Below are 12,582 nucleotides of genomic sequence, written 5' to 3'. Positions count from 1 at the left end.
CCCAAGTCCATGCTCGAGCGCCTGGCGGCCAGTGTCGTTTTTGAGGACAAAGCCTTGTTGGTCCTGAACAAGCCCTCCGGGATTGCCACTCATGGCGGCAGCGGGGTGTCCTTCGGGGTCATCGAGGGGCTTCGGGCATTGCGTCCGAATGAGCCGCTCGAACTGGTCCACCGATTGGACCGCGATACTTCCGGGGTTCTGGTTTTGGCGAAAAAACGCTCAGCCCTGCTGCAGTTACAGGCATTGATGCGTGGCGATGATGAAGAAGAAGGGCCAGAAAAGCAATATTTGGCCTTGCTCGTGGGAAAAATGCCGAATGGCACCATGACTGTGAATGCCCCTTTGCAGAAATCGGTCATCCGCGGTGGCGAGCGCATGGTCCGGGTCGATCCGGCCGGCAAGGCTTCGACCAGTCATTTCACCCTGCTGGAACGGCGGGGTGGCCATAGTTTCTGCAAAATCCGCATTGAAACGGGCCGCACCCATCAGATTCGCGTGCATGCCGCCCATATCGGGCATCCGGTGGCCGGTGATGACAAGTACGGGGACAAGGATGCCAACAAGAAATTGGCCGCAAACTACGGGCTCAAGCGCCTGTTCCTGCATGCGGCATCCATGCAGTTCGTATTGAACGACGGCCAATCGCCTTACACGCTGAACGCGCCGCTGGCGCCCGAGCTTAATGCCGTATTGGACCGCTTAGCGGATGAGTAGAGCATCGGTTTTGGCGGCACAAATGAAGTCGTTCAGGCTCAAGCCACCGACATCGTGCGTGGAAAACCGGATTTCACAACGGTTGTAATGCACACCTAGATCTGGGTGGTGGTCTTCGTGGTGGGCGATAAATGCCAATGCGTTCACGAACGCCATGGTCTGATGATAATTCTCGAACGGAACGATTTTGAAAAGTGCCTGTCCATGTTCGGTCAGCTGCCAGCCGTTAAGCAGGGCCATCAGCGTTTCCACCTGACGGGCATCAAGCCGGTTTTCCGAACCGCTTAACGGTCGGCAATGCTGTTGCAACAGAGGCGTATCCATCATCGTTCCATTCATGGGGGTTTCACTAGTTTAAGGTAAAATGACAACATGATTGAAATCACCGAATCCGCACAGAACCACTTCCGGCAACTCCTGCAAAGCCAAGGCGGCGATGCCGTGGGCATCCGCGTCAGCGCGATGAATCCCGGCACCCCCTCAGCCGATGCCCGGCTCGAGTTCGCCGATGCCGGTGATCTGCTCGGAGATGAGTGGCAGGTCGAGTGCGCCGGATTCGTGCTGTATGTCGATTCAGCCAGCGTCAAATACCTTGACGGCGCCCACATCGACATCAGTGCAACAGCGACCGGCAGTCAGCTGACCATTCGCGCTCCCAATATCAAGGGTAAGGCTCCGGATGCGGAAAGCTCGCTTGCCGATCAGGTCATGTGGCTGATTGAATCCGAAATCAATCCTCAGCTGGCATCGCACAAGGGCAAGGTCAGTCTGGATTCCATCGATGCCGATAATGTCGTCTACCTGCGTTTTGGCGGTGGCTGCCACGGCTGTGGCATGGCAGACGTCACCCTCAAACAAGGCATCGAAAAAACCATGATGGCGAAGATACCTCAGATCAGCGCCGTCCGTGATGCGACCGACCATAGCTCCGGTTCGGCGCCGTTCATTCCACGTTGATCGCACGAGCTCTGCTGTTCGGCCTGATTCTTGCCGGACATATCGGATTTCTGTTCTGGCTCGATGCCATCACGCGTTACGGGATTCAGAAGCAGGATTGGCAGACACGTACGGTGGTTGAATTCGTCATACGCAAGCCCCTGGTTCTGCCGGCCGTGCCGCGAGAGAGGGTTTCGAAACAGAATCGCCCATCCCCGGAAGAATCAGCATCATCGGCATTCAAGGTCAGCGAGCCAGTCAAATCACCTGCGGCGGCCAGTGAGAATGCGGCTCTGAGAATTGTTGACGGCGAGGGACGGGTCTGGATTCCGCAGGTAGCCAAGGATGAATTCCTGAAGAACGGACAATCGCGTCAGTTCGATATCCAGAGGGACGGGCTCGATGACATGGACGCTCTGCTCAAGCGCCCCGTGGCATTGGATTACCGGTCGACACGTTTCGACGAGGCCTGGCAGGGGGATAAACCGCGGATAACACGCGTGCTAGAGGCGGCTGTTGAGAAAACCACGGCGACAGTCAAGATTCCGATACCTGGCAGACCGGGAGCGTTTCTGAAATGCAGTTTGATGGTACTTGCGGCATCGGGCGGTTGCGGCTTTACCGCTAACGATGACGGCTATTTCGTCCCGCGCGATGATCCCGATACGCTGAGCCCGCTGGAGGAGAAGCAATGTCAGGCTTGGTGGGGTCTCATCGTTTCGGCCAAGACGCAGACTGAATGGCGGCGAACACGCCGACTGTACGAACAGGAATGCCAAAAACCTGCCGCTAAATAATTGCCAAGAAAAAAGCGGACCGGAGTCCGCTTTGTTTCATTGAAGAGGCGCAGGATTACTTTACGACGCCCATTTGACCTTTCAGCGAGCCGTAGTAAACCGCCAGATTGGCCATGTCGGCATCGGTCAGTGCCTGGGCTTGACCGGCCATGACCGCGTTGACGCGTTTGCCGGACTTATATTCCTTCAAAGCTTTCAGCAGGTAATCCGGATATTGCCCGGCCAGCTTCGGATAGGTATTGTCGAGTGTTTTGTTACCGTCGGCGCCATGGCATGCGGCGCAGGCGGTGGCTTTCTGCTTACCGGCGGCGGCATCGCCTTTGACGCCAATGGCGGCGGCTTGACCGGCGAGGCAGAACAGCGCGAATGCGAGGAGAGTATTGGTCTTCATCGTGGGGATCCTTTATTTAGCCGTTTTCAGCGCTGAAACATAGGCGGCGATGTCGGCGATGTCCTGGGCGCTGAAGCTTTTGGCCTGCGCGCCCATGGTCGGATGATTACGCTCACCTTTCGCGTAGGCATTAAGTGCGCTGACGATGTAGGCTTCGTTCTGTCCTGCGATTTTCGGAACATGGTAGCTGGGATAGGCATTCTTGTATTCGGGAATGCCATGGCAGCCGGTGCAGGTATAAGCCAAGGCCTTGCCTTTCTGGGCATCGCCTTTGGCTAGGCAGGTGCTACCGGCCAGAGCCAGCACTAAACCGATGAAGAGGGACGTTTTGGTCATAGCAAAATGCCGAATTGGGTTAAAGTCCGCCAATTATACCTAAAATTCACCGGAATCAGGCAAGTATGTATGACTTTAGGCAGGTACACAGGGGCACTATTCCCGTTACCATTTCCACTAATTTCCCCTGTTATGGTAACCGGTAAGCCCATGCATCCTTCCTACAAACACGTAAAAACTGCGACCCTCATGTTGGCCATCGCTCTGGCCTTGGCCGCCTGTGGCGGCAAGCCGGATGGTGCCGACAAAGGCAAAGCCGCAAATGGTGCCGAGCAGGGCAAGGACGGCAAGGACGGCAAGGACGGAGCGCCCAAGGCGCCCGAAGCTGTGCCGGTTGAGGTGGTGACCGTGTCCAACCAGAGCATCAACGCCAGTTATGCCGGCACCGCCAACCTTGAAGCACCCAACGAGGCCCAAGTCGTGGCAAAAAGCTCCGGTGTCATGGTGGCGCAGTTGGCCGAGGAGGGCGATACTGTCCGTCAGGGGCAGGTGCTTGCACGAATTGATCCTGCTAGGGCGCAATTGGAAGTCCAGCGTTCGCAGGCTACCGTAAACAAGCTCAGTAACAATTTCGCCCGCGCCCAGGAGCTGCGCAAACAGAACCTGATCTCGGCAGAAGCACATGACCAGATCCGCTTCGATCTGGAGTCGGCCAAGGCCAGCCTGAATCTGGCCGGTCTGGAACTGTCCTATACCAATGTCACCGCGCCGATTTCCGGCGTCATCGCGCAACGCATGGTCAAGCAGGGAAATCTGGTGACCTTGAACGCTCCGGTTTTCCGCATCGTCAACACACAGTACCTTGAAGCGGTCATGAATGTCCCCGAGCGTGAGTTGGCGCTGATCAAATCCGGGATGCCCGTACGTATGATCGTCGATGCCGTGCCCGGACAGGCTTTCGAAGGCCGGGTCGACCGGGTCAGTCCGGTCATGGAAGCCGGCAGCGGTACTTTCCGTGTCACCTGCGCGTTCGATGGCAAGCAGATTCTGCGCCCAGGGATGTTCGGCCGTTTCGAAATCATCTATGACCGCCGCGAAAACGTACTTACCGTTCCGCGGACAGCCATGTTGGAAGACGAAACCGATCCGGCCGTGTACGTGGTCCGTGCCGGCAAAGCGGTACGAGCCCCGATCAAGCTCGGTTATAGCAACGGTGAAATCGCCGAAATCGTTTCCGGTCTCAAAGCGGGAGACCGAATCATAACTGCCGGCAAGGTCGGCGTCCGTGACGGCGCTGTAGTGGCTGTCATTGCCATTGACGGCAAGACCGTGGCACAACCGAAGAAAGACGACAAAAAAGCGGATGCCGTTCAATGAGTCTGGTTGAATTTTCGACACGACGGCGGGTTACCGTCGCGATGGTCACGTTCACCTTCGTGCTGTTCGGTCTCATCGCACTCGGCAGTCTGAAGGTCAATCTGCTGCCGGATTTGAGTTATCCCACGCTGACTGTCCGAACCGAATACACCGGTGCGGCACCGGCTGAAATCGAAACCCTGATCAGCGAGCCTTTGGAAGAATCGCTCGGTGTCGTCAAGAATCTCCGCAAAATCAAGTCGGTTTCACGTACCGGCCAAAGTGACGTCGTACTGGAGTTCGCCTGGGGCACCGACATGGACCAGGCTGGACTGGAAGTCCGTGACAAACTTGAACTGTTGCGACTGCCGCTCGAAGCAAAATCCCCCGTCGTGCTGCGCTTCAATCCCAGCACCGAGCCAATCATGCGCCTCGGTCTGGTGCTTCCGGAGAAGGTCAGCGGCAGCCGCCAAGCCCAGCTGATCCAGTTACGCCGGTTTGCCGAAGAAGACCTCAAGAAGCGTCTCGAGCCGGTGGACGGTGTCGCCGCGGTCAAGGTCGCAGGTGGACTTGAGGATGAAATCCAGGTCGCCATCGATAATGAGCGGCTGTCGCAGCTCAACCTGTCGGTCGAAACCGTCATCAACCGGCTGCGGCAGGAAAACATCAATATTTCCGCCGGCAGAATCGAAGAGGGTAGCGAGCGCTATCTGGTCCGTACGGTCAACCAATTTGCCGATCTCGATACCATGGCCGATATGCTGGTGGCCAATACCGCCTTCGGAATTCCGGTCAAGCTGAAAGATGTTGCGACCGTCACCCAGGGTTACAAGGAGCGGCAGGCCATCATCCGCGTCGGCGGCCGGGAAGCCATCGAGCTCGCGCTTTATAAAGAGGGCGACGCCAATACTGTTGCCGTCGCCAAATCCGTCAAGCAGGCTTTGCAACGCATGCAAAGTGATGAAGGTGATTCCCCGAGGCGTCCGCCTTCGGCACCTGCAAACGGTGTTTATCAGATCGATGGCCTGGAGCTGACAACCATCGAAGATGCCTCGCTGTTCATCGAAAGCGCTTTATCGGAAGTCAAGAAGGAAGCGCTGCTCGGCGGCATTTTCTCGATTTTGATCATTTTCTTCTTCCTGCGCGACGGCTGGAGTACTTTTGTCATCAGTCTGTCGCTGCCGATTTCCATCGTTACCACTTTCTTCTTCATGGGTCAGCTAGGGCTCAGCCTCAATGTCATGTCTCTGGCTGGTCTGGCGCTGGCTACGGGCATGGTGGTCGACGACTCCATTGTCGTACTTGAGTCCATCGCCAAGGCACGTGAACGCGGTCTCGGCATTCTGGATGCAGCCATCAAGGGAGCGGGTGAGGTCAGTATGGCCGTGGTTGCGTCGACACTGACCACAGTGGCTGTGTTTTTCCCTCTCGTGTTCGTGGAAGGCGTGGCAGGACAATTATTCAAGGATCAGGCGCTGACCGTTTCGATTGCCTTGATGATTTCGCTGATTGTTTCCCTGACACTCATTCCGATGCTGTCTTCGCTGAAAGCACATTCGCCAATGGCCTTCCCGGAAGACAATCAGCTACCACTGACTGCCCGGGAAAAATGGCAACAGTTCCTTGCCAGCCTGAAGGATCTGGCGCGATATCCGCTGCAGCAACAATGGAAACGGCCCTTAGCCTATGCTGCATGGATTGTGTTGATTCCCTTCAAGCTGTTGACAGCGCTGATCTATGCCGTAGCCCTGCTATTCAGTCTGGTCTACCCCTTGGTGGTTTTCGGTATTACCTGGGTCATCGCCGCGTTAAGCCGGTTGGGCAGAGGAACCGGCGGCAATGCAATGGTCAGGCTCGGCGATATCATCATCAAGCCCTATGATTACGCGGCAGCCTATTACCATGACATCCTGCCAAAAGCGCTTGAGCAGCCTCGTAAAATCCTGACTGGCGCTGCCGTGGCTTTTATCGCTTCACTGCTTCTGGCCACAACCCTGGGCTCGGATCTGATTCCACAGTTGGCCCAGGACCGGTTCGAAATGACCGCCAAGCTGGCTCCCGGTACGCGACTGGAAGAAACCGACCAGCTGGTCAGTGCCATCCAAGCCAAGCACAAGGCCGATACCGACATCCAGGCATTGTATGGCGTCAGCGGTTCCGGCACGCGGCTGGATGCCAACCCGACCGAGTCCGGCGAAAACATCGCCAAGCTCAGTGTGGTCCTTGGCAAAGGTTACAGCCGTGACAGCGAGGCCGCCATCACCGAACGGTTGCGTGAAACCATGCGTGACTACCCGGATGTGCAGGTCAAGTTCGGGCGTCCGGAGCTGTTCAGCTTCTCAACCCCGTTGGAAATTGAAATCCGCGGCTCTGATTTGAAGTCCTTGGAAAAGTCGGCGCGTAAGCTATCCGAAATGATGCAGAAAGGTGAGTACTTCGCCGATGTCAAGTCCAGCGTCGAGCAGGGTTATCCGGAAATCCAGATTATCTTCGATCAGGAGCGCGCCGCCGCACTCGGACTGACCTCGCGGCAAATCGCTGACCAGGTGGTCAAGCAAGTGCGTGGCGAAGTGGCCACACGCTACAGCTTCCGTGACCGGAAGATCGATGTTCTGGTCCGTGCCGAAGAACAGGCCAGATCATCAGTTGATGACATCCGGAATATCATCATTAACCCGTCGGCGCCGCAACCGGTCACCCTTTCTTCGGTCGCGCAGGTGGTTGAAACCATCGGGCCGAGTGAAATCAACCGTGTCGACCAGACCCGGGTCGCGATTATTTCGGCCAATCTTCGGGATATCGACCTGGGCACAGCGGTGTCGCAAGTGCGTGATATGGTGGCAGCTGACCCGTTGTCGGCCGATGTCCGAATGGCCTTTGGCGGCCAGAGCGAAGAGCTTGACCGTTCGCGTAACTCGCTGTTTTTCGCCTTCGGCCTGGCGATTTTCCTGGTCTACCTGGTCATGGCGTCGCAGTTCGAATCCTTGCTGCATCCTTTCGTCATTTTGTTCTCGATTCCGCTGGCAATGGTCGGTGCCGTGCTGGCGCTCTGGCTGAGCGGGTCGCCGATATCGGTGGTAGTCTTCATCGGCTTGATCCTTCTGGTCGGAATCGTTGTCAAGAACGCCATTGTGCTGATCGACAAGGTCAATCAGTTGCGCGAGGAGGGTATCGCCAAGCGCGATGCCATCTGCCAAGGTGCGGAATCGCGCTTGCGTCCGATCATCATGACTACCTTGACCACCTTGTTTGGGTTCGCGCCACTGGCCTTCTTCGGCGGCGAAGGTGCCGAAGTACGCGCTCCCATGGCGTTGACCGTCATCGGCGGTCTGACCGTTTCCACGCTGCTCACGCTCGTCGTCATTCCGATTGTCTACGACCTGCTGGACCGCAAGCCCGATAGCTTTTACAAGGCCCGCGGCGCACTGCACCATGATGTTCTCGAAGGCGGGAGCGTCTGGTGAAAAGTCTTGCCGAGTTGAGTCTGCGCCGGCCGGTCACGGCGGTGATGTGCTTCATTTCACTCATTGTCATCGGACTGCTGGCGGCGGTCCGCCTGCCGCTGGAGCAGTTCCCCGACATCAATGTGCCGTTCGTCTTCGTCAGCGTGCCGTATCCGGGCTCCACGCCGCAGGAAGTTGAGCGCCAGATTACCCGGCCGGTCGAGGAGGCCTTGTCGACGCTGCCCGGAATCTCGATGATGAACTCGACATCGCGATCCGACAATGCCGGTATCTTCCTGATGTTCTCGGACTGGAACCGTGATATTGCCATCACCGCCAGCGAAGCGCGAGACCGCATCGATGCCATCCGGTCCGAGCTTCCGGATGACGTCCAGCGTTATTTTGTTCAGAAATTCTCCCCGAATGACGAACCTTTGATGCGTGTCCGTTTTGCTTCCGATCAGGATCTGAAAAACAGTTACACGCTGATACAAAATTCCATCCAGAAGCGCATAGAGCGCATTCCCGGCGTGGCCCGTGTCGACATCACTGGTGCCCCGCCTCCGGAAGTCGAAATCGCCATTGACCCTGTCCGCCTCGCCAGTCACAACGTAGGTCTTAATGAGTTGTCTGCGAAGCTTCAGTCCGTCAATTTTTCGGTTTCCGCCGGTGATATCAATGACCGTGAGCGGCGTATTCGCGTTCAGCCCATCGGTGAAATCAAGAGTGTTGATGAGCTTCGACAACTGCCGCTGAATGATAAGGGGCTCAGGCTTGGCGATATCGCAGATGTACGTTTCAAACTGCAGCGCCAGGATTTCGGAAGACGCCTCGACGGCCGTGCGGCGGTCGGTGTCGACATTCTGCGTGAACAGAATGCCAATTTAGTAAACGTTGCAGATGCTATCAACGCCGAAATCGAAAAAATCAAGCAGGATCCGGATCTGACGGGCATCAAGTTCATCATCGTGAGTGATGCCGCCGAAAGTGTGAAGAGTTCTATTGCCGAACTCATCGAAGCCGGTGTCATCGGGTCAATGCTGTCGATTGTCGTACTGTTCTATTTTCTCAGGCACTGGCCTTCCACGCTGATGGTCAGTCTCGCTATTCCGATCTGTATCATCATTACCCTTGGTGTGATGTACTTCGCCGGCATGACCCTGAACGTGCTGTCGATGATGGGGCTGCTGCTTGGTATTGGCATGCTGGTTGACAACGCCGTGGTGGTGGTCGAAAGCATCTATCAGTATCGTGAAAAATATCCGGACAATCCGATGATGTGTGCCATCGAAGGCACCAAATCGGTACAGCTGGCCATTTCATGCGGCACACTGACTTCGATTATCGTTTTTCTTCCGAATCTGTTCGGAGAGACGAATTTCATCTCGATTTATCTTTCGCAGGTCGCGCTAACCATCACCATTGCATTGCTTGCATCGTGGTTAGTTGCCGTGAGTCTGATTCCGATGATTTCCGCAAGGTTGAAGACACCGCCGGCCATTACCCAGTCCCATGGCTTCGTGTCGGCATTGACCCGTCGTTATGGTCGTTTCCTGGAATGGACGCTGGCCAACCGCCGGCTTTCCATACTCGGGATTCTTTTCATCGTCATGGTCAGCATGGTGCCTTTCAAGCTCACCAAGTTCGACATGAATTCCAACGAAGTCGGTCGTGAACTGTCCCTGTATTTCAAATGGAACGGTGCCTATTCGCTCGAACAGATGTCTGATGAGGTAGCCAAGGTCGAGCAGTTCATGGATGGGAACCGTGAGCGCTACCAGATCAAGCAAGTGTATGTGTTCTTCAGTGAACAAGGCTGGGGCGGCATGAACCTGACCTTGCGTGACGATCTTCGTTCATGTAACAGCTTCGTATCCCGCAGTATCCGGCTGGTGAATTCGGGTTATCAGTGCGCCATGTCATCCGAACAGGTTCAGGAGATGATCCGCTCCGAAATTCCGAAATTTGCGCGTGCCGAGGTCGGTTTTCAGGGCGGCGGCGGCCCTGGCGGCGGCGGTGGTGGACAGGATAACAGCGTCGAAATTTTCCTCAGCGGTGATTCCACCGAAATGCTGAAGCAGATTGGAACCGAGGTGATTCCGGTTCTGGCCAAGCAGCCAGAACTACGCGACGTGCGTCTGAATACCGGTGATGAAAATAGCGAGATCCGGGTCAGTGTTGATCGTGATCGTGCCGGTGCGCTCGGATTCAGCGCGCAGGATGTCGCCCAATACATCAGCATCGCCCTGCGTGGAACGACACTGCGTGAGTTCCGCAAGGACGACCAGGAAATCCCGATGTGGGTCCGCTTTGCCGGCGCCGAGAAATTCCGTGTTCAAGAACTCTCCGGTTTGACCCTGCGGCGTCCGGACGGCACCACGGTACCGCTGATGTCCGTCATCAATGTCGAGATCCGCAAAGGTGACAGTGAGATTTACCGTCAGGACCGATTAACCTCGTTATCCATTAAAGCCAATAAAGCCGATAATGTGACCAGCGAGGAGGCCATGGCGGCGTTCAAACGAGTCCTGAGCAACTTGCCACCGGGCTATTCCTGGAGCGAGAGCCAGGGCGGCTTCAACGGCGGCGATGCGGCCGGACAGATGGGAACCAACACACTCATCGCGCTGTTGATGATTCTCATCGTCATGGCCGCATTGTTCGAGTCATTGCTGATGCCGCTGGCGATTTTGACCAGCATCCTGTTTTCCGCGCTCGGTGTGTTCTGGCTGTTCGCATTGACCGGAACAACATTCTCGATCATGGCCTCTATCGGCATCTTGGTACTGATGGGCGTGGTGGTCAATAACGGCATAGTGTTGTTTGAACACATCAATGCCTTGCGTCGAAGCGGCCATGCCCGGACTGAGGCTCTGGTTATGGGCTGCAAGGAGCGTTTGCGCCCGATTCTGATGACCATGGGTACCACCATACTGGGCATGCTGCCGCTGTGTTTCGGTACGACCCAAATTGGCGGCGATGGTCCAGCCTACTATCCGATGGCCCGTGCCGTGGTCGGGGGCTTGGCGTTTTCGACCATCGTCAGCCTGATTTTCCTTCCGACCATCTATGCCGCATTGGACGATTTACGCATCAAAACCAGCGCTGTCATCGCGCGGGCCAAAGCCAAAGCGCCTCTGCAACGTTTCGTGAAACCGGCCTGAGGGCCGGTCAACCGAGCTTGATGAAGAAAGCCGCGCCGGCGATCCAGACCGCCAGTGCGGTGCCGGAGTTGGTTAGGATGAAGGTCACCAGAATCCGAGCGAAACGGTTTTTCCACCATCCGGAGATTTCGACGGTATCGTCCTTGAGTTTTAGCAGGTCTTCGTAGGTGGGTTTGCGGAGTTTGGCCTCGACATAGGCCGAAACCATGCCCGAGCTTAGCGCCGGATGCAGTGGCGTAAATGGCGATGCGACGAATGCGGCCAAGCAGCTCAACCAATGGCCCTTGGCGGCGATGCATCCGATCAAACCACCGAAGCCGGTAATCAGCACCCACTGAAGTAAGAGTATACCGGCCAGCTTCAAGCCGCCTTCGTGCATTCCCCAGGCGAAACCGCCGATCAGGAACAGGCCGATGAACAGGCTGAACCAGTGGACGCCGGATTTTGCCGGTAGGGTATCCAAATCGGCAATGACCGTCGCATCCGTGTTGGCCGGATCCTGTAACGCCCGTTCAAGGCCAGCCAGATGGCCAGCGCCGACAACGGCAAGGACATTCTTGACGTCGGCATGGGTGCGTAGTTGCAGTAATTTGGCCGCCATGTAGCGGTCACGTTCGGCGATGATACTTTCGTACAATTCGGGAGTCTGTTTAGCGAATTCGCCGAAGCTCGATTCCAGCATGTCGCCTTCCTTGAGCTGTTCGATTTCCGTCTCGCCGATGTCATCGGAGTTGATAAGGCTGGTGCCGAGTCCGACCACAAGTTGGCCGCGTTTGAAAAAGCCGAGTTTTAACCAGCTGCGTTTCAGCGTAATGCCGGCATCGCGATCAATCAGCGCCATCCGCAGGCCACGAACTTCAGCTTCCTGGGCCGCGGCCTTGAGTTCGGCGCCGGGTTCGATGCCGAGTTGATCGGCAAGGCGGCGCTGGTAGGCGGCTAGAGACAGGTTGGCGGCGACCAGACCGATTTTGTCTTCCTTGATAATCTGGAAGATGTCGAGCTTGTAGAGCGCGTCCGGTTGGGTGAGTTGCCGGTGCCTGTTGGCGTCAAGTTCCACGGCGATGGTATCGAAATCGCCGCCATCAATAGCGGCTTTGACCGCTTCCAGACTTTTCACTGAAACGTGGGCGGTGCCGAGCAGGGTGTAGACGATCCCGTTTACGGTGCATTGGCGGACCGGTTGGCCGGCGAAGTCGGGTAGGCTCATCTGATGGCTCAATCGCGGTAGCGTTTCAGTAAATCGGCATAGGCATCGATCCGGCGGTCACGCAAAAACGGCCACATACGCCGGACCTGCTCGCTGCGCGCCAGATCAAGGGTGGCGTAAAGGATTTCGGGGGCATCGGTTCCGGCCTCGGCGAGGAACTCACCTTGTGGGCCGAGAACATGCGAACTGCCCCAGAATCGGATGCCGCTGGCGCCAAGGGGTGATGGTTCAAAGCCGGTGCGATTGCAACTCAAAACCGGAATGCCATTGGCGACCGCATGACCGCGGTGACTCAGTA

At 56.5% G+C, this 12,582-nt stretch carries 11 protein-coding genes; 6 read left to right on the top strand and 5 right to left on the bottom strand.

Features of this window, described 5'->3' with window-relative positions; translation table 11 throughout:
• The coding region (locus ACIQ1A_RS09175) for an RluA family pseudouridine synthase (protein ID WP_395770774.1) at window positions 1-714 on the top strand (714 nt) is incomplete at its 5' end.
• Here the strand turns inward: ACIQ1A_RS09175 and ACIQ1A_RS09170 are convergent.
• Window positions 700-1,041 (bottom strand): 4a-hydroxytetrahydrobiopterin dehydratase, encoded by a 342-nt coding sequence (locus ACIQ1A_RS09170; protein WP_395770773.1) that lies wholly within the window; start codon window positions 1,039-1,041, stop codon window positions 700-702. The two genes, ACIQ1A_RS09175 and ACIQ1A_RS09170, sit on opposite strands and share 15 nt — an antisense overlap.
• 45 nt (window positions 1,042-1,086) lie before the next feature.
• Here ACIQ1A_RS09170 and ACIQ1A_RS09165 point away from each other — a divergent pair, with 45 nt between their 5' ends.
• Together ACIQ1A_RS09165 and ACIQ1A_RS09160 are read left to right on the top strand one after the other, a co-directional pair.
• Window positions 1,087-1,671 carry an NfuA family Fe-S biogenesis protein gene (locus ACIQ1A_RS09165; protein WP_395770772.1) on the top strand — a complete coding sequence of 195 codons (585 nt, stop codon included), beginning with the start codon at window positions 1,087-1,089 and terminating at the stop codon, window positions 1,669-1,671.
• Window positions 1,668-2,447 (top strand): hypothetical protein, encoded by a 780-nt coding sequence (locus tag ACIQ1A_RS09160; protein WP_395770771.1) that lies wholly within the window; start codon window positions 1,668-1,670, stop codon window positions 2,445-2,447. Before ACIQ1A_RS09165 ends, ACIQ1A_RS09160 begins: the two co-directional genes overlap by 4 nt.
• 55 nt (window positions 2,448-2,502) lie before the next feature.
• On the opposite strand, the gene ACIQ1A_RS09155 is transcribed toward ACIQ1A_RS09160, so the two are convergent.
• Together ACIQ1A_RS09155 and ACIQ1A_RS09150 are read right to left on the bottom strand one after the other, a co-directional pair.
• Window positions 2,503-2,838, bottom strand: coding sequence for a c-type cytochrome (locus ACIQ1A_RS09155; RefSeq protein WP_395770770.1), 336 nt, complete (start codon window positions 2,836-2,838; stop codon window positions 2,503-2,505).
• A 12-nt stretch (window positions 2,839-2,850) separates the two neighbouring features.
• Complete coding sequence (locus ACIQ1A_RS09150; protein WP_395770769.1) at window positions 2,851-3,174, bottom strand: c-type cytochrome; 324 nt, start codon at window positions 3,172-3,174, stop codon at window positions 2,851-2,853.
• Window positions 3,175-3,324: 150 nt separating this feature from the next.
• On the opposite strand from ACIQ1A_RS09150, the gene ACIQ1A_RS09145 reads away from it, so the two are divergent.
• From ACIQ1A_RS09145 to ACIQ1A_RS09135, 3 genes are read left to right on the top strand one after another with little or no spacing between them, the layout of a single operon-like run.
• Window positions 3,325-4,491, top strand: a complete 1,167-nt coding sequence (locus ACIQ1A_RS09145) for an efflux RND transporter periplasmic adaptor subunit (RefSeq protein WP_395770768.1) — start codon at window positions 3,325-3,327, stop codon at window positions 4,489-4,491.
• Window positions 4,488-7,934: an efflux RND transporter permease subunit gene (locus ACIQ1A_RS09140; RefSeq protein WP_395770767.1), complete on the top strand. Its 3,447-nt coding sequence runs from the start codon at window positions 4,488-4,490 to the stop codon at window positions 7,932-7,934. The genes ACIQ1A_RS09145 and ACIQ1A_RS09140 overlap by 4 nt, the downstream gene beginning before the upstream one ends.
• The gene (locus ACIQ1A_RS09135) at window positions 7,931-11,077 is read left to right on the top strand and encodes an efflux RND transporter permease subunit (RefSeq protein ID WP_395770766.1); all 3,147 of its coding nucleotides are present in this window, start codon (window positions 7,931-7,933) and stop codon (window positions 11,075-11,077) included. Before ACIQ1A_RS09140 ends, ACIQ1A_RS09135 begins: the two co-directional genes overlap by 4 nt.
• 7 nt (window positions 11,078-11,084) lie before the next feature.
• On the opposite strand, the gene ACIQ1A_RS09130 is transcribed toward ACIQ1A_RS09135, so the two are convergent.
• The gene (locus tag ACIQ1A_RS09130) at window positions 11,085-12,284 is read right to left on the bottom strand and encodes a TraB/GumN family protein (protein ID WP_395770765.1); all 1,200 of its coding nucleotides are present in this window, start codon (window positions 12,282-12,284) and stop codon (window positions 11,085-11,087) included.
• 8 nt (window positions 12,285-12,292) lie between these two features.
• Window positions 12,293-12,582 (bottom strand): nitrilase-related carbon-nitrogen hydrolase (locus tag ACIQ1A_RS09125; protein ID WP_395770764.1); only part of this gene is annotated, 290 nt, incomplete at its 5' end.

Source organism: Arenimonas sp., from assembly GCF_044353605.1.
In the GTDB taxonomy this organism is placed as follows: domain Bacteria; phylum Pseudomonadota; class Gammaproteobacteria; order Xanthomonadales; family Xanthomonadaceae; genus Arenimonas.
This window is presented reverse-complemented; position numbering and strand designations above follow the sequence as displayed.

Coding starts and splice junctions, on each gene's coding strand:
- ACIQ1A_RS09170 (WP_395770773.1), bottom strand. CDS start 1,041: ATGATGGATACGCCTCTGTTGCAACAGCATTGCCGACCGTTAAGCGGT.
- ACIQ1A_RS09165 (WP_395770772.1), top strand. CDS start 1,087: ATGATTGAAATCACCGAATCCGCACAGAACCACTTCCGGCAACTCCTG.
- ACIQ1A_RS09155 (WP_395770770.1), bottom strand. CDS start 2,838: ATGAAGACCAATACTCTCCTCGCATTCGCGCTGTTCTGCCTCGCCGGT.
- ACIQ1A_RS09150 (WP_395770769.1), bottom strand. CDS start 3,174: ATGACCAAAACGTCCCTCTTCATCGGTTTAGTGCTGGCTCTGGCCGGT.
- ACIQ1A_RS09145 (WP_395770768.1), top strand. CDS start 3,325: ATGCATCCTTCCTACAAACACGTAAAAACTGCGACCCTCATGTTGGCC.
- ACIQ1A_RS09140 (WP_395770767.1), top strand. CDS start 4,488: ATGAGTCTGGTTGAATTTTCGACACGACGGCGGGTTACCGTCGCGATG.
- ACIQ1A_RS09130 (WP_395770765.1), bottom strand. CDS start 12,284: ATGAGCCTACCCGACTTCGCCGGCCAACCGGTCCGCCAATGCACCGTA.